Below are 16314 nucleotides of genomic sequence, written 5' to 3'. Positions count from 1 at the left end.
CTTTTCTCTTTTGCTGTAACGTTGTATACTAATGAAGTTGTCAATTTGACTAAACGAAAAAATCATTTACTATTTGGAGGGACTTACGAATGGCAGTTAAAATTCGTCTTAAGCGCATGGGCGCAAAAAAATCACCTTTCTACCGTGTGGTAGTAGCAGACTCACGTGCACCACGTGATGGTCGTTTCATCGAGCAAATCGGATACTACAATCCAGTTGCTAAACCAGAAGCAGAAGTTAAAATCAACGAAGAGCTAGCTCTTAAATGGCTCTCTGAAGGTGCTAAACCTTCGGACACAGTTCGTAACCTCTTCTCACAAGCTGGTATCATGGAGAAATTCCACAACGCGAAACTCGCGAAGTAAGACGTTAGGAGGTGAGCGAAAGCTTACCTCCTTTTTTTAATTCAAGAAAGGAAGTGAAACGAATGGAATGGTTGGAAATTGCGAAAATCGCCAACACGCACGGTCTAAAAGGGGAATTGAAGTTACTCGCAAGCACGGATTTTCCGGAAGAACGCTTTAAGGTCGGAAAAGAAGTCTTTCTCGGCTCTGAAGGCACGTATACACCGGTAACGATCAGTGGCTACCGAAAGCATAAACAATTCATCATGGTGACGTTCAAAGGGATGCATCATATCAATGACGTCGAGAAGTACAAAGGATTGAAACTCTATGTCCATGCAGAAGACTTACAGGACTTAGACGAGCATGAATTTTACTATCATGAGATCATCGGTTGTACTGTTTATGACGGTGAGACGAAAATCGGAGTCGTATCCGACATTCTAGAAACAGGCGCAAATGACGTCTGGACGATCAAACGCGACGGAAAAAAAGATGTCCTGATTCCGTATATCGAGCAAGTCGTCGCTTCCGTCGACGTCGAACAGAAACGCATTCAGATCACGCCGCTTCCGGGACTGATCGAGGAATGAACATCCGTGTATTGACGCTGTTTCCAGAGATGTTTTCAGCGCTTGATCATTCGATCGTCAAGCGAGCGCAAGACGATCAACACATCATACTCGAAACAATCAATTTTCGAGACTTTTCAACGAATCGACATGGTAAGGTCGATGATTATCCGTATGGCGGAGGAGCCGGCATGCTGTTGACACCTCAACCCGTCTTCGATGCGATGGCAAGTCTACCGGAACGAAAACGACGAATCATCGTCATGACACCGACCGGTAAACGGTTTTCGCAACGAATGGCGGAAGAATGGGCAAACGAAGAAGAACTTGTCTTCTTATGTGGTCACTATGAGGGATTTGATCAGCGAATCCATGATCAGTTGGTGACGGATGAGGTCTCGCTCGGAGACTTCGTCTTGACGGGAGGAGAACTCGCTGCGATGACGATGATCGACGCAGTCGTCCGCCTCTTACCGGACGTCCTCGGTGCTTCTGCGAGTCACGAAGATGATTCCTTCTCGACGGGACTTCTCGAATACCCGCACTATACACGTCCGGCAGAATATAAAGGGTATCGAGTACCCGATGTCTTGTTATCAGGCAACCATGCTCGGATTGAAAAATGGCGACGGGAACAGTCGCTGAAGCGGACATATGAGCGGCGCCCTGATCTTCTAGTGGATGCATCGTTAACGGATGAAGATCAACGTTATTTAGACTCGATTTCAGGATTGTCAAACGACTGAATCTATGATAAGTTAAAACATGTGGCAAAAGCCACCCATTAACGATGTTCCGCTGTCGGATGCTTGAAGCAAATGAAGATAAGAACATTGGTGAAAAAAGGAGAAATCATTCATGAACACACAACAATTGTTCCGTGAACTTACACAAGAACAAATCAAGTCAGACGTCCCTGCGTTCCGTCCTGGGGATACAGTCCGTGTACACGTTAAAGTCGTCGAGGGTACGCGTGAGCGTATTCAGCTCTTCGAAGGCGTAGTCATCAAACGTCACGGTGGCGGCATCAGTGAAACATTCACAGTCCGTAAAATTTCTTACGGAGTTGGCGTTGAGCGTGCTTTCCCGCTCCACTCACCACGTGTTGCACAAATCGAAGTCGTTCGCTACGGTAAAGTCCGTCGTGCGAAACTTTACTACCTCCGTAACCTTCGTGGTAAAGCGGCGCGTATTAAAGAAATTCGTCGTTAATCATGTGAAAAAGTGGCTTGTCTCCGGACAAGCTTCTTTTTTTTGCAGTTTATGCGTATACTAGTCCTTAGGAAGAAATTGCGTTAATCAAGGGAGTGGAATTCGTGAAGGAGTTATTCAGTTGGGTAAAGGCGCTCGTCGTAGCGCTCGTCATCGCGTTCATCATTCGAACGTTCCTGTTCGTACCTGTCATCGTTGATGGGGAATCGATGATGCCGACCTTACACAATGCGGATCGAATGATCGTCAATAAGGTCCCGTACTATTTTAATGAACCAGAAAGAGGCGATATCGTTGTCTTCCATGCAACGGAAACGCGAGACTACATCAAACGGGTCATCGCTGTTCCGGGAGATACGATGTATTACAAAGACGATACGTTGTATGTCAACGATAAGAAAGTCGCCGAACCGTATCTGAAAGAATACAAAGCCCAGATGAGTGGTGTGCCATTGACAGAAGACTTCACGCTTGAAGAGCGAACAGGAGAGACGACTGTTCCAAAAGGGAAAGTATTCGTCATGGGAGACAATCGTCAAAATTCAAAAGATAGTCGTGATATCGGTTTCGTGGATGAAGAACAAATCGTCGGAACGACGAACTTCGTCTTCTATCCATTCAATGATGTACGCTCTGTCGATTAAAACGAAAGAAGATGAGACGCTTGCCGTTAAAAGTAAGCAGCTCATCTTCTTTTCTTGTCTTAAGTTGCGTATACTAGGGAGTGGATGTTTTTTCATGTATCGTATGATCAGCAAGAAGTCCAGGAATATATGAAAGAGGTGAAGGATATGACGATTCAATGGTTCCCCGGTCACATGGCCAAAGCACGTCGGGAAGTCACAGAAAAATTAAAGTTGATCGATGTGGTGATCGAACTAGTCGATGCACGTCTTCCGATGTCGAGCCGTAACCCGATGGTCGAACAGATTACGGCAGGTAAACCGCGACTGATCGTCCTCAACAAGGCGGATATGGCAGACAAACGAGTGACGGAGCAATGGATGCAGGCATTACGAGCAGATGGTGTCGATGTCGTGGCGGTTGATGCGAAGCACAATAAAGGATTGAATCAAATCCATGAGGGCGCTTTACGACTAATGAAAGAAAAACACGCACGGATGCGGGAGAAGGGTCGGAACCCGAGTGCGATCCGTGCCTTGATCATCGGCATTCCGAACGTCGGGAAATCGACGCTCATCAATCGACTTGCCGGTCGAAATATCGCAATCACGGGTGACCGTCCAGGTGTGACGAAACGCCAGCAGTGGATCAAGATGAAGACAGGTGAGATGGAATTACTCGATACACCAGGTATCCTCTGGCCGAAGTTCGACGATCAAGTCGTCGGGTATCGGTTAGCAGCGACAGGAGCGATCAAGGATGATATCTTAAACATCGACGATATCGCGCTATTTGCCCTTCGTGAGCTAAAGACACGGTATCCGGAGCAATTGCGTGAGCGCTATCGTCTCGACGAAGTATCGGGAGAAGCGGTTGATGTACTCGAAGCAATCGGTAAAAAACGTGGTTTCGTCTCAGGTGGCTATGTCGATTTCGAGCGGACGAGCGAAATGCTCCTGCATGAACTACGAACGGAAAAGTTAGGTCGAGTGACGCTTGAAACGGTCGAAGAGTGGGAAACGCATGCATAACGGACTTGGACATCCTTTGATGTCCAAGTTTTTTTCAAAGGAGCAGGATGTATGAAGATAGCAGAATTAAAAGAACGATTGCAAAAAGCAACACTAGAAGAATTTATTCAGTTAAAGCAGGAACTGGCGTCAGATACGCGAAAAGGGGTGCATACACTGTTTCGTCAGACAGAACGACGATTTGCGCACGAAGAGCAGCAACGGATCGATTTCAAGGAACGACTCGCATTTGAAGACGAGTATCGTCAGCAAGGATACGTTCGAATTGCAGGAGTGGACGAAGTCGGGCGAGGTCCACTAGCTGGTCCGGTCGTCGCAGCAGCTGTCATCTTACCAGACGGATTCTATCATCCAGGACTAACGGATTCAAAACAGATGAGTAAAGTACAGCGGCAAGCGGCACTGAAGCATCTGCAAGAAGTGGCTGAGATTGCAATCGGCATCATCGAACCGGCTGAAATCGACGAAATCAACATCTATCAAGCATCGAAACGGGCGATGCAAGACGCAGTACACCAATTGCAACCGGATGCCTTACTTGTCGATGCGATGACACTCGACGACGATACACCACAACTCTCTCTTATCAAAGGAGATGCGCGAAGTGTCTCGATTGCTGCTGCAAGTGTCGTTGCGAAAGAGACACGAGATGCGATGATGGAACAATACGCAATCGAGTATCCGGGATATGGATTTGAAACACACGCAGGTTACGGAACACCCATACATTTACAAGCGCTCGATACACTGGGCGTCACACCGATTCACCGGAAAACATTCCGTCCTGTCAAAGAACGTCTTTAGGAGGAATCGAGCATGCAAATCGAACATCGTGCCTTACTTCCATTTAAAATCATCGATCATGCGAACCTACCGTTACGGGAAGGCGCAAACATCGTCGGTAAAGTATTGAAGCTGTTGCCCGACGGATTAATGGAACTCCAAGTCGGTCAACGCGTCTTGACGGCAGGAACGACGGCTGAACTAAAAGAAGGGAACATGTATCGCTTCCAAGTCGTTTCAGCAGAGGGACAACCGGTTTTAAAAATCATCTCGACCGAGTCTGTTCCGCAAAAGTCGGCTCTCCCCCAGTTACTCGACTCCTTTTTACAACGCCAGACGGTACCGACTGCGGAAACACGGGAACTCCTAAGGCAAATTGGTCAACTGGTGACGGAAGGAGAAGCGAAGCAGTTAAAACACGCCCTTACCGAACTCGTTCAACTGGCAAAGGGTGACGAGACAGGTCGAACGCTTGATCGAAAGACGAGTGATCAGATTTTAGCGCAACAACTCGTCCAAGCAACGAACGAAACAGGGAAAGGAGTCTATTTATTTCAATTACCTCAATTTGGACCATTCGAAGATGTTGATCTCATGATGGAAGCACCGTTCGAACGGACGTTTGATCCGAATCATGCCCGTGTCGTCTTATATCTTCAATTACCGACGCTCGGTGAGGTCGCTGTCGACGTCTTGATCGCAGACCGAAATGTTTCGATTTCCGTCTTTCATCCAAATGCGCACGTCAATACGTTCATGCAAGCCTACACACCGCAAATCCAGACTCGTCTTGAGGAACAAGGCTATGCATTGACGCGATTCGATTGGGTTGAACAGACGAAAGAGCGCGTACCGCATGATATCTCAACGCGTAACGGAAGGGTGGATCTTCATATATGAAAAAAGCAATAGCTCTATCATACGAAGAACAGATGCATGCCCCAAAAGTCGTTGCTAAGGGATCGGAACACATCGCAGAACGGATTTTAGAAGAGGCATTAAAACATGATATTCCGATCCGGCAGGACGAAACGTTGATGACGTTACTAGATGCTGTTCAAGTATCGGAACAGATTCCGGAAGAATTATACGGTGTCATCGCTGAGTTATTTGCCTTTTTATATCGTCTCGATCAAGATGAACTTCTGAAAAAATAAAGCTTTCGGTCGATAACGATAGACAGCGCTTCCAATTTTAACTACAATGAAAGAGCCGAAACTAAAGGGGTTAAGGGGGATTTTTTCATGAATGTACATGAGTATCAGGCAAAAGAATTACTTCGTTCGTACGGTGTACCCGTACCAAACGGAATCGCAGCCTTCACCGTCGAAGAGGCGGTCGATGCATCAGAACAATTGTCAGGCCCGATTAAAGTCGTCAAAGCTCAAATTCACGCGGGGGGACGCGGTAAAGCAGGTGGCGTCAAGCTTGCGAAATCGCAAGAAGAAGTGAAGGAATATGCGACGGAGTTACTCGGCAAAACGCTCGTCACGCACCAAACAGGTCCAGAAGGAAAAGTCGTTCAACGTCTTCTCGTCGAAGAAGGGTGTGCGATTGACAAAGAATACTATCTTGGAATCGTACTTGATCGTGTGACAGGTCGTGTCGTCATCATGGGATCAAGTGAAGGTGGTATGGACATCGAAGAGGTGGCGGAAGCGACACCAGAAAAAATCATCAAAGAAGTCGTCGATCCTGCAGTTGGTCTTCAAGGATTCCAAGCGCGTAAACTTGCGTTCGCAATGGGCGTTCCTGTGAAGCTCGTCAACAAGTTCGTCGGTATGGTCACGAAACTCTACAATTTCTTCGTCGACAAGGATTGTTCGATCGCAGAAATCAACCCACTCGTTACGACGAAGGATGGCGAAGTCCTCGCACTGGATGCGAAGTTGAACTTCGACTCAAATGCATTGTATCGTCATGTGGACATCGTGGCGTTACGTGATGAAACAGAAGAAGATCCACGCGAAGTCGAAGCATCAAAGAGTGATTTGAACTACATCGCGCTCGATGGAAACATCGGTTGCCTCGTCAATGGTGCTGGTCTTGCCATGGCAACGATGGATATCATCAAACACTTCAGTGGTGATCCTGCGAACTTCCTCGATGTCGGTGGTGGTGCGACGAAGGAAAAAGTAACAGAAGCCTTCAAACTGATCTTATCGGATGAGAACGTCAAAGGGATTTTCGTCAACATCTTCGGTGGAATCATGAAATGTGACGTTATCGCAGAAGGTATCGTTGCGGCGACAAAAGAAGTCGGTCTCGAATTGCCACTCGTCGTTCGTCTTGAAGGGACGAACGTTGATGCAGGGAAACAAATTCTCAAAGATTCAGGTCTAGCGATTACAGCAGCTACATCAATGGCAGACGGCGCAGAAAAAATCGCTGCGCTCGTGAAGTAAGGGGGAGCTAAAGATGAGTATTTGGGTGAACGAATCGACGAAAGTCATTATTCAAGGGATTACTGGTAACCAAGGGATGTTCCATGGTGAACAGATGATCGACTACGGCACAAACCTCGTAGGCGGTGTTACACCAGGAAAAGGCGGTACAGAAGTACTCGGTGGTGTTCCTGTCTTTGATACGGTCGCGCAAGCGGTCGAAAAAACGGGTGCGAACGCATCGATCATCTACGTACCACCAGCATTCGCAGCGGATGCAATCATGGAAGCAGCAGATGCGAACATCGCGTTGATCATCTGTATCACGGAAGGTATTCCAGTTCTTGATATGGTCAAAGTAAAACGTTACCTCGAAGGAAAACCAGTTCGTCTCATCGGACCGAACTGCCCGGGCGTCATCACTCCAGGTGTCGCGAAACTTGGTATCATGCCAGGATACATCCATACACCAGGTCATGTCGGTATCGTCTCACGTTCTGGGACTTTGACATATGAAGCTGTCCATCAATTAACGACGGCTGGCATCGGTCAATCGACAGCTGTTGGTATCGGGGGCGACCCGGTCAATGGAACGGACTTCATCGATACGCTCAAAGCATTCAATGAAGATCCAGAAACAAAAGCCGTTATCATGTTAGGGGAAATCGGTGGAACAGCTGAAGAAGAAGCAGCTGAGTGGGTCAAAGCGAACATGACGAAACCAGTCATTGGTTTCATCGGTGGTCAAACAGCTCCTGCCGGCAAACGGATGGGTCACGCAGGTGCGATCATATCTGGCGGTAAAGGAACAGCTGCTGAAAAAATCAAGACACTCCGTGCAAACGGAATCGAAGTGGCAGAAACACCAGCTGTCATTGGTGAGACGTTAATCCGTGTCATCAAAGAAGCAGGGATCTATGACGAGTGCGTGACGAACAGCACAGTCAAATAAATCAAAAAAAGAAGCTGTCCTGATCAAATCAGGACGGCTTTCTTCTATATAAATAAGAAGCTTAAATAAGGAGCGCTGATCTCATGAAACGTGAACTGTATGTCCGCTTCGCCATGTGTCAGGTACCGTACACGATCGTCCGATTGATTGAGCAATTCGGAATCGTTCCAAGTCATGAATTACCCGTTTCGACGCGTCTTCGAAAACGGTATGAACAAGCATTACAGCTTGATTGGATCGAAGAGTCGATTCTAGTCAAAGGAGATCCACTGTTTCCGACTGTGTTACTGACGATCCCTCAACCGGTCTATGCCCTCTTTTACCGCGGTGATCCGTCCTGCCTAACACTTCCACGCGTCAGTATCATCGGTAGTCGAACCCCCTCACCGCACCATCTTTCCCGCATGCGTTTCTTGCAACCCTTCTTTCATCCAGATCTCGCCACCGTTTCCGGAGGTGCCTATGGTATCGATGCCCTCGTCCATCGCTTGTCCTTAAAACATCAGCAGACAACGATTGCGGTTCTCGCAGGAGGACTTGATCGTCTATATCCTACTTCCCATGCTTCTCTTTTTGAACGCATCCTCTCGAACGGTCTTCTTCTCTCTGAATATCCACCCGGAACTCCTATTCAAAAATTTCAATTTCTAGAACGGAACCGGATCATTGCTGGATTATCTTCATCATTGATCATCGTCGAAGCGGCGAAACGAAGCGGTACGATGAATACTGCCAGTCATGCGCTTGACCAAGGAAAAGATGTCTATTGTTTGCCGGGTTGTCCCACGGAATCGTTCTTTACCGGAACGAATCAATTGATCGCAGAAGGAGCGATTCCACTCCTTGATCCGGAAGAAGTTTCAAAAAGTATTCGGCTGAACGTTGACAAATGGGAATCGAGACTACTATGATAAGTGAGATTAAAATACGAGTACGCCTCTAATAGGGAGCGATTGCAATGGCAAAATATCTAGTAATCGTCGAGTCACCCGCTAAGGCAAAAACCATTAAACGTTATCTCGGATCCAACTATACCGTGAAAGCGTCGATGGGGCACGTCATTGACTTGCCGAAAAGCCAAATGGGAGTCGACGTCGAACATGACTATGAACCGAAATATATCACGATCCGTGGTAAAGGTCCGGTCTTAAAAGAACTCAAGACAGCTGCGAAAAAAGCACAAAAAATCTATCTCGCAGCCGACCCCGACCGTGAAGGGGAAGCGATCGCATGGCATTTAGCTAAAGCATTAGGCGTTGATGAATCAACGGAGTGCCGCGTCGTCTTCAATGAAATCACGAAAGATGCCATCAAGGATTCGTTCAAGCGACCACGCAAGCTCAACTATGATCTTGTCGATGCGCAGCAAGCCCGTCGTATCTTGGACCGCCTTGTTGGTTACAGCATGAGTCCGTTATTATGGAAGAAGATTAAAAAAGGGTTATCTGCGGGACGCGTTCAATCCGTTGCCGTCAAGATGATCATCGATCGTGAACAAGAAATCAATGCGTTCATGCCTGAAGAATACTGGACGATCAAACTCGAACTCGATGCAAACGGTGAAAAGCTCGAAGCGAACTTCTACGGAGTCGATGGCAAGAAGCGTGAACTTCATTCGCAAGAAGAAGTCGATCAAATCTTGAATCAACTCTCAGAAGACTTTACAGTTGATTCCGTCACGAAAAAAGAGCGGAAACGGAATCCGGCGTTACCGTTTACGACGAGTTCTTTGCAACAGGAAGCAGCACGTAAGCTGAACTTCCGAGCGAAGAAGACGATGATGATCGCACAACAGCTATACGAAGGAATCGAAATTGGAAAAGAAGGTACAGTCGGTTTGATCACGTATATGCGTACCGATTCGACACGGACGTCAGATTCGGCGAACCTCGAAGCACACGGGTTCATTGAGCAGGCGTACGGAAAAGAATACATCGCAAGCGAGAAACGTAAAGAAAAGAAATCAGCGAACTCACAAGATGCACACGAAGCGGTTCGTCCGACTTCGACGATGCGCGAGCCACAACTCGTCAAATCGTATTTATCGCGTGATCAGTTCCGCTTATATAAACTAATTTGGGAACGGTTCGTCGCAAGTCAGATGGCGCCAGCGATTCTCGATACTGTCAAGATCGATCTCGTCTCGAACGACGTCATGTTCCGTGCGAACGGGTCGACCGTTAAATTCCCGGGCTTCATGAAGGTCTACATCGAAGATACGGACGATGAGGCGGTTTCAGACGTCAAGGAAGGACTACTTCCTCCACTCGATGAAGGGGAAGAGTTGAAAAAATCAGCAATCGAACCGAAACAACACTTTACACAACCACCGCCGCGTTATACGGAAGCACGTCTCGTCCGGGCGATGGAAGAGCTCGGTATCGGTCGTCCGTCGACGTATGCGCCGACGCTCGATACGATTCAAAAACGGGGTTACGTGACGCTTGAAGAGAAGAAATTCTTACCAACGGAACTCGGTGAACTCGTCATCGATATGATCAGCGACTATTTCCAAGAGTTCATCACTGTCCAGTTCACGGCAGACATGGAAGCTTTACTCGATGCGATCGAAAAAGGTGACATGCAGTGGACGGAAGTCGTCGATCCAATCTATAAGTCCTTTGCAAAGCGTCTGACACGAGCAGAAGCAGAAATCGAGAAGATTGAAATCAAAGATGAACCGGCTGGAGAAGATTGTGAAGTCTGTGGTCATCCGATGGTCATCAAGATGGGTCGTTATGGCAAGTTCATGGCGTGCTCGAACTTCCCAGAGTGTCGTAACACTAAACCGATCCAAGTCGAGATCGGTGTGAAGTGTCCGACATGTAGAACGGGCGACATCGTCGAACGTCGTAGTAAAAAAGGACGTTTGTTCTACGGTTGTTCGAACTATCCGGAGTGTGAGTTCGTCTCATGGGATAAACCGGTCGAAGAACCATGTCCGGTATGTAGTAGTATGATGGTACAAAAGAAAATCAAGAACGGTGTGAAAGTAGAATGTACATCTTGTGGACATCATGAAACACGCATCGATCAGGAGCAAGAGGAGGAATAACCGTTGAAACGTGTAACGGTAATCGGCGCGGGACTTGCAGGTTCTGAAGCAGCATGGCAACTTGCAAAACGCGGCGTACAAGTAGATTTATATGAAATGCGGCCTGTCAAACAGACACCCGCGCACCATACAGACCAATTCGCTGAACTCGTCTGTTCGAACTCACTTCGAGCGAACCAGTTAACGAACGCAGTTGGTGTCTTAAAGGAAGAGATGCGTCAGCTCGATTCCTTGATCATGAAAGCAGCAGACTTAGCGAGCGTTCCAGCAGGTGGAGCACTTGCTGTCGATCGGCATGACTTCGCAGGATATGTGACGGAAACGTTGAAAAACCACCCGAACGTTACAGTCCATCATGAAGAAATCGAAGCGATTCCAGATGGTCCGACGATCGTTGCGACGGGTCCGTTGACGAGTGCGGCATTATCGGAATCACTTAAACAATTCACAGGTGAAGATTACCTATACTTCTTCGATGCAGCGGCACCGATTCTCGATGGAGACACGATCGATCGTGAGAAGGTTTACCTGAAATCACGATATGATAAAGGCGAAGCTGCCTACTTGAATTGTCCAATGACGGAAGAAGAATTCCAGCTCTTCTATGATGAGCTGATCAATGCGGAAGTCGTCCCACTGAAGGAATTTGAAAAAGAGATTTATTTCGAGGGCTGTATGCCATTTGAAGTTCTCGCTTCTCGCGGACCGAAAACACTCTTGTTCGGACCAATGAAGCCAGTCGGACTGGAAGATCCGAAGACAGGCAAACGACCATATGCTGTCGTTCAATTGCGTCAGGATAACTCAGCTGGAACATTGTTCAACCTTGTCGGCTTCCAGACACATTTGAAATGGGGCGAACAAAAGCGGATCATTCGCTTGATTCCTGGTCTTGAGAATGCAGAAATCGTCCGTTATGGTGTCATGCACCGTAACACGTTCGTTAACTCACCGAATTTGTTGAAACCAACGTATCAGACACGTACACGTGACGACTTGTTCTTTGCTGGTCAAATGACAGGTGTCGAAGGGTACGTCGAGTCAGCAGCGTCCGGTTTGACGGCAGGAATCAATGCGGCACGTCTCGTCAATGAGGCGGAACCGGTTACGTTCCCGCAGGAAACGATGATGGGTGCGATGTCGCACTATATCACGACGACGGAAGGGAAGAACTTCCAGCCAATGAATGCCAACTTCGGATTGGTACCAGCACTCGTCGGTCATCCGGTTCGGATGAAAAAACCTGAGAAGTATGCGCTCTACGCAGAGCGAGCACTTGAAGCGATCAAAGATTTCACGGATATGTGATTTTTGATGGGGAGAAAGGCGTGATTTAGCGCTCTTTCTCCCCATTTCTTAATTTGTCATAAAAGCGTGATAATTTCGTTAATTTTTCGGTTTTTGGTCTATTGTCAGACTACTTGGTCTGTGCTATGCTAAGGGCGATTCGAGAATGAAATGGTCAGAAGGGGGCGCATTCATGGGGATAGACACTGCTTTTGAGCGACTGCTAGAAGATTTTATGCGGTATGTTCATATTGAACGTCAATTATCTCCGAATACAGGTCGCTCTTATGATCAAACACTTCGACAATACGCCGCTTTTTGCCGCGATCATCAGTTACGATCGATTGAATTGGCAAGTGCACGGCGTTATTTGTATGCTCTTTACGATCAGGAGCTAGCGCGGGCAACGATTGCACAAAAAGTTTCCTGCCTCAAACAATTTGGTCGTTTTTTGACACGTGACACCGATGAGCCTAATCCATTCGATGGATTAAAAGCACCAAAACGACAACAAGGACTTCCGACATTCCTCGTCCCAACGGAATATGAACGTTTCCTCGATGCCTTTCGATCGAGTGATACGCTTGGCAACCGGAATGTGGCGTTAGTAGAACTTTTATATGCGACGGGTATGCGGGTCAGCGAGGTCGTTCAACTGGATCTTCGTGATCTCGCGACTGATCACTCCTACGTCCATGTGTATGGAAAAGGTGGGAAGGAACGCATCGCACCAATCGGAACCTTTGCTAAAGATGCATTAGAACTGTACTTACCATCACGAGATCCAGTCGCAGGTCATGAGCAAGCATTGTTCTTGTCTCATTCAGGGCGTCGATTGACGACGGATGCGATTCGGAAAATCATGAAAAAAGGGGAACAACTCGTTGGGAAACATGTGACACCACATGCGCTTCGTCATAGTTTCGCGACAGATTTACTGGAAAGAGGCGCCGATTTGCGAGCGGTCCAGGAGTTACTTGGACACGCATCGCTGTCGACGACCGGTCAGTATACACACGTAACGACGGAACGATTACGACATGTTTATCAACAAGCACATCCTCGTGCCTAAGGGAGGAAACATTGATGTTTCATGCAACGACGATTTTTGCGATTCAACATAACGGACAATCCGCGATGAGCGGAGACGGACAGGTGACTTTCGGAAACCAAGTCATCATGAAGAAAAGTGCGAAAAAAGTACGGCGCCTCTACGGTGGCAAAGTCATTGCCGGATTTGCTGGAAGTGTCGCGGACGCGTTCACACTCTTTGAAAAATTCGAAGCGAAGCTTGAAATGTATAACGGGAACTTACAACGGGCAGCAGTTGAGCTGGCGAAGGAATGGCGAGGTGATAAGATGTTGCGTCAACTAGAAGCACTCTTACTCGTCATGGACGGAACACATCTCTTACTTGTATCCGGAAATGGGGAAGTCATCGAACCGGATGACGGCATTCTCGCAATCGGTTCAGGTGGTAATTATGCGCTTGCAGCAGGTCGCGCGTTAGCTCGACATGCAAGTCATCTCACAGCAGAGGAGATCGCTCGTGCGGCGCTTGAGACGGCTGGTGAACTCTGTGTCTTTACGAACGATCAAATCATCCTAGAAACGATCGGAGGCAATGACCATGCATGAATTGACGCCAAGACAAATCGTCGAGAAGTTAAATGAACATGTCATCGGACAAGCGGATGCTAAACGTGCGGTGGCGATTGCTTTACGTAATCGGTACCGTCGACAATTACTCGATGCATCGATGCGGGATGAGGTCACACCGAAAAACATCCTGATGATCGGACCGACCGGGGTCGGGAAAACAGAGATTGCGCGACGCCTCGCGAAACTCGTCCGTGCGCCGTTCGTCAAAATAGAAGCGACGAAGTTCACGGAAGTTGGTTACGTCGGTCGTGATGTGGAGTCCATGGTGCGAGATCTTGTGGAAGCGTCTCTACGTCTTGTCAAAGATGAGAAAAAGGAAGCGCTCAAAGATCGTGCGGAAGCAGTGGCGAACGAACGAATCGTTGATGCGTTATCTGGTAAAAAAGCGTCATCTGGTCTCGGTGGTGGAACGAATCCTTTTGAGATGTTGTTCGGCGGGAATCAGAAGCAACAAGAGCCGGATACATCGGAAGCGACAGCCGACCGCTCGTTACTTCGTCAGCAATTGCTGACGGGGCAGCTCGAGGATCGCATGATCGAGGTCGATGTCGAAGAACGCCAAGTGGATTTATTCTCTGGGCAACAAGGCATGGAGGGGCTCGCGAATCTTCAGGATATGCTCGGACAAGTCATGCCAAAGAAAACGAAAAAGCGTCAGCTCACAGTCAAGGAAGCACGACCAATCCTGACGGCAGAAGAAGCGGAACGGTTGCTTGACTTGAACGAAGTCCATGACGAAGCGGTCCGTCGCGCAGAACAGATGGGCATCATCTTCGTCGATGAGATCGATAAGATCGCGACAAAAGGACATGATTCAGCTGGTGTTTCACGCGAGGGTGTTCAACGAGACATCTTACCGATCGTTGAAGGATCGACGATTGTCACGAAATATGGTCCAGTCAAGACGGATCACATCTTGTTCATCGCTGCGGGTGCCTTCCATATGGCGAAACCATCTGATCTGATTCCTGAACTCCAAGGTCGTTTTCCGATCCGTGTCGAACTCGATAGTTTGACAGAAGATGACTTTGTTAAGATTTTAACTGAACCGAATCAAGCATTACTCAAACAATATAAAGCATTATTAGGGGCAGAGCACGTTCATGTCACCTTTACAGAAGAAGCCATTCGTGAAATCGCACGGATTGCTGCACAGGTAAACGATGAGACGGATAATATTGGAGCACGACGCTTGTATACGATCATGGAGCGCGTCCTTGAAGAATTATCCTTCGAAGCAGCAGACATGCCGGAGACGGATGTGACGATCACGCCACAATACGTGACGGAACGAGTTGGAAAAGTAGCAGATGATCGAGACTTAAGTCAGTTCATCTTATAAAGTGGAGGAAGAAAAAATGAATTTATTGGCGAAAACGCGGAAGCTGAATACGATGTTACAACAAGAAGCGAGCACACATGTTGATTTCAAGGTCATGGCTGATCGACTCAGCGAAGTCATGGAATCGAACACATTCATCGTAAGTCGGCGCGGTAAGTTACTAGGTATCGCAATCAAGCAACAAATCGAAAATGACCGGGTCCGTGGTTTCTTAGAAGAACGTCAATTCCCGGAAGATTACACGAAAAAATTATTTAACGTCACGGAAACGACAGCAAACATTGCCATCGATAGTGAACATACGGCATTCCCAGTCGACAACCGTGATACGTTCGAAACGTCGAAAACGACGATCGTACCGATCATCGGTGGTGGCGAACGCCTTGGTACGCTGGTCCTCGGTCGTATGGTGGAAGACTTCAATGAAGAAGACCTCGTGCTTGCAGAGTATGGTGCGACAGTCGTCGGGATGGAGATCCTTCGTGAGAAGGCACATGAGGCGGAAGATAAAGCACGGAAGAAAGCGGTCGTTCAGATGGCAATCAATTCGTTGTCCTATTCAGAACTTGAAGCGATTGAACATATCTTCGAAGAGCTGGAAGGAAATGAAGGACTACTCGTCGCTTCAAAAATTGCCGATCGCGTCGGTATCACGCGTTCTGTCATTGTCAACGCACTGCGTAAACTTGAAAGTGCAGGCGTCATCGAGTCGCGTTCACTTGGAATGAAAGGAACGTACATTAAAATTTTGAACGACAATTTCCTTTATGAGTTAGAGCGTATTAAATCGAACTAAAAAAATAATGAGATACAGCGTATTTTTCGTTAATCGTTTTTAACGTCTGTATTAGATAAGCGATTCTTCTTCAATGTGAGAAGAATCGCTTTTTTTGTTAAAGACGATTTCTTACAAACATCCATCAGGTGATAGAAGAAGCAATGCAGATCAACTCTTGTTTAAATGGTTATCGTAGAGTATCAATGAAAAATACCAAGAAAAGGGGTGGATAAAAAAGTTAAAAGAGAAGGAACTATTTTTATATTTATGACGAATTGTAATATTAAG

General features: G+C 47.3%; 18 protein-coding genes. All 18 read left to right on the top strand.

Annotation, left to right across the window (positions count from 1 at the left end; genetic code table 11):
- Nucleotides 1-89 precede the first annotated feature (89 nt).
- The 18 genes from rpsP (at nt 90) to codY (ending at nt 16044) form a co-directional block, all read left to right on the top strand.
- A complete protein-coding gene (rpsP, locus tag B4C70_RS07275; RefSeq protein ID WP_023468741.1) occupies nt 90-365 on the top strand; it encodes a 30S ribosomal protein S16 in 276 nt (91 codons plus the stop codon).
- A 62-nt stretch (nt 366-427) separates the two neighbouring features.
- Nucleotides 428-937, top strand: coding sequence for a ribosome maturation factor RimM (rimM, locus tag B4C70_RS07270; RefSeq protein ID WP_023468740.1), 510 nt, complete (start codon nt 428-430; stop codon nt 935-937).
- Nucleotides 934-1662 carry a tRNA (guanosine(37)-N1)-methyltransferase TrmD gene (gene trmD, locus B4C70_RS07265; RefSeq protein ID WP_290778044.1) on the top strand — a complete coding sequence of 243 codons (729 nt, stop codon included), beginning with the start codon at nt 934-936 and terminating at the stop codon, nt 1660-1662. The genes rimM and trmD overlap by 4 nt, the downstream gene beginning before the upstream one ends.
- 112 nt (nt 1663-1774) lie before the next feature.
- Nucleotides 1775-2128 carry a 50S ribosomal protein L19 gene (rplS, locus tag B4C70_RS07260; protein ID WP_023468738.1) on the top strand — a complete coding sequence of 118 codons (354 nt, stop codon included), beginning with the start codon at nt 1775-1777 and terminating at the stop codon, nt 2126-2128.
- A 104-nt stretch (nt 2129-2232) separates the two neighbouring features.
- Nucleotides 2233-2772, top strand: coding sequence for a signal peptidase I (lepB, locus tag B4C70_RS07255; protein WP_034786034.1), 540 nt, complete (start codon nt 2233-2235; stop codon nt 2770-2772).
- A 147-nt stretch (nt 2773-2919) separates the two neighbouring features.
- Nucleotides 2920-3783 carry a ribosome biogenesis GTPase YlqF gene (gene ylqF, locus B4C70_RS07250; protein ID WP_035396901.1) on the top strand — a complete coding sequence of 288 codons (864 nt, stop codon included), beginning with the start codon at nt 2920-2922 and terminating at the stop codon, nt 3781-3783.
- A gap of 51 nt (nt 3784-3834) precedes the next feature.
- Nucleotides 3835-4587 (top strand): ribonuclease HII, encoded by a 753-nt coding sequence (locus B4C70_RS07245; protein WP_290778039.1) that lies wholly within the window; start codon nt 3835-3837, stop codon nt 4585-4587.
- Nucleotides 4588-4599: 12 nt separating this feature from the next.
- Nucleotides 4600-5466 carry a flagellar hook-length control protein FliK gene (locus B4C70_RS07240; protein WP_290778036.1) on the top strand — a complete coding sequence of 289 codons (867 nt, stop codon included), beginning with the start codon at nt 4600-4602 and terminating at the stop codon, nt 5464-5466.
- Nucleotides 5463-5723 (top strand): EscU/YscU/HrcU family type III secretion system export apparatus switch protein, encoded by a 261-nt coding sequence (locus B4C70_RS07235; protein ID WP_214723618.1) that lies wholly within the window; start codon nt 5463-5465, stop codon nt 5721-5723. The genes B4C70_RS07240 and B4C70_RS07235 overlap by 4 nt, the downstream gene beginning before the upstream one ends.
- Nucleotides 5724-5810: 87 nt before the next feature.
- Entirely contained in the window at nt 5811-6971 is a 1161-nt protein-coding gene (gene sucC / locus B4C70_RS07230; RefSeq protein ID WP_290778033.1) for an ADP-forming succinate--CoA ligase subunit beta, read from the top strand.
- A 13-nt stretch (nt 6972-6984) separates the two neighbouring features.
- Nucleotides 6985-7902 (top strand): succinate--CoA ligase subunit alpha, encoded by a 918-nt coding sequence (sucD, locus tag B4C70_RS07225; protein WP_023468731.1) that lies wholly within the window; start codon nt 6985-6987, stop codon nt 7900-7902.
- An 83-nt stretch (nt 7903-7985) separates the two neighbouring features.
- Entirely contained in the window at nt 7986-8813 is an 828-nt protein-coding gene (gene dprA, locus B4C70_RS07220; protein ID WP_290778030.1) for a DNA-processing protein DprA, read from the top strand.
- Between the two features lie 47 nt (nt 8814-8860).
- Nucleotides 8861-10957, top strand: coding sequence for a type I DNA topoisomerase (gene topA, locus B4C70_RS07215; protein WP_290778027.1), 2097 nt, complete (start codon nt 8861-8863; stop codon nt 10955-10957).
- A 3-nt stretch (nt 10958-10960) separates the two neighbouring features.
- On the top strand, nt 10961-12265 hold the full coding sequence (trmFO, locus tag B4C70_RS07210) for an FADH(2)-oxidizing methylenetetrahydrofolate--tRNA-(uracil(54)-C(5))-methyltransferase TrmFO (RefSeq protein WP_023468729.1): 1305 nt from the start codon (nt 10961-10963) through the stop codon (nt 12263-12265).
- A 145-nt stretch (nt 12266-12410) separates the two neighbouring features.
- Nucleotides 12411-13316 carry a tyrosine recombinase XerC gene (locus B4C70_RS07205; RefSeq protein ID WP_231496840.1) on the top strand — a complete coding sequence of 302 codons (906 nt, stop codon included), beginning with the start codon at nt 12411-12413 and terminating at the stop codon, nt 13314-13316.
- A gap of 14 nt (nt 13317-13330) precedes the next feature.
- Nucleotides 13331-13882 carry an ATP-dependent protease subunit HslV gene (gene hslV, locus B4C70_RS07200; protein WP_023468727.1) on the top strand — a complete coding sequence of 184 codons (552 nt, stop codon included), beginning with the start codon at nt 13331-13333 and terminating at the stop codon, nt 13880-13882.
- Nucleotides 13875-15248 (top strand): ATP-dependent protease ATPase subunit HslU, encoded by a 1374-nt coding sequence (gene hslU / locus B4C70_RS07195; RefSeq protein ID WP_023468726.1) that lies wholly within the window; start codon nt 13875-13877, stop codon nt 15246-15248. Before hslV ends, hslU begins: the two co-directional genes overlap by 8 nt.
- A gap of 16 nt (nt 15249-15264) precedes the next feature.
- Nucleotides 15265-16044 (top strand): GTP-sensing pleiotropic transcriptional regulator CodY, encoded by a 780-nt coding sequence (gene codY, locus B4C70_RS07190; RefSeq protein WP_023468725.1) that lies wholly within the window; start codon nt 15265-15267, stop codon nt 16042-16044.
- The last annotated feature ends 270 nt before the right edge of the window (nt 16045-16314 follow it).

It is taken from the genome of Exiguobacterium sp. UBA5002, assembly GCF_002396765.1.
GTDB lineage: Bacteria > Bacillota > Bacilli > Exiguobacteriales > Exiguobacteriaceae > Exiguobacterium_A.
This window is presented reverse-complemented; position numbering and strand designations above follow the sequence as displayed.

Coding starts and splice junctions, on each gene's coding strand:
- hslV (WP_023468727.1), top strand. CDS start 13,331: ATGTTTCATGCAACGACGATTTTTGCGATTCAACATAACGGACAATCC.
- codY (WP_023468725.1), top strand. CDS start 15,265: ATGAATTTATTGGCGAAAACGCGGAAGCTGAATACGATGTTACAACAA.
- ylqF (WP_035396901.1), top strand. CDS start 2,920: ATGACGATTCAATGGTTCCCCGGTCACATGGCCAAAGCACGTCGGGAA.
- rpsP (WP_023468741.1), top strand. CDS start 90: ATGGCAGTTAAAATTCGTCTTAAGCGCATGGGCGCAAAAAAATCACCT.
- B4C70_RS07235 (WP_214723618.1), top strand. CDS start 5,463: ATGAAAAAAGCAATAGCTCTATCATACGAAGAACAGATGCATGCCCCA.
- B4C70_RS07240 (WP_290778036.1), top strand. CDS start 4,600: ATGCAAATCGAACATCGTGCCTTACTTCCATTTAAAATCATCGATCAT.
- rimM (WP_023468740.1), top strand. CDS start 428: ATGGAATGGTTGGAAATTGCGAAAATCGCCAACACGCACGGTCTAAAA.
- B4C70_RS07245 (WP_290778039.1), top strand. CDS start 3,835: ATGAAGATAGCAGAATTAAAAGAACGATTGCAAAAAGCAACACTAGAA.
- topA (WP_290778027.1), top strand. CDS start 8,861: ATGGCAAAATATCTAGTAATCGTCGAGTCACCCGCTAAGGCAAAAACC.
- B4C70_RS07205 (WP_231496840.1), top strand. CDS start 12,411: ATGAAATGGTCAGAAGGGGGCGCATTCATGGGGATAGACACTGCTTTT.
- trmD (WP_290778044.1), top strand. CDS start 934: ATGAACATCCGTGTATTGACGCTGTTTCCAGAGATGTTTTCAGCGCTT.
- hslU (WP_023468726.1), top strand. CDS start 13,875: ATGCATGAATTGACGCCAAGACAAATCGTCGAGAAGTTAAATGAACAT.
- rplS (WP_023468738.1), top strand. CDS start 1,775: ATGAACACACAACAATTGTTCCGTGAACTTACACAAGAACAAATCAAG.
- sucD (WP_023468731.1), top strand. CDS start 6,985: ATGAGTATTTGGGTGAACGAATCGACGAAAGTCATTATTCAAGGGATT.
- dprA (WP_290778030.1), top strand. CDS start 7,986: ATGAAACGTGAACTGTATGTCCGCTTCGCCATGTGTCAGGTACCGTAC.
- sucC (WP_290778033.1), top strand. CDS start 5,811: ATGAATGTACATGAGTATCAGGCAAAAGAATTACTTCGTTCGTACGGT.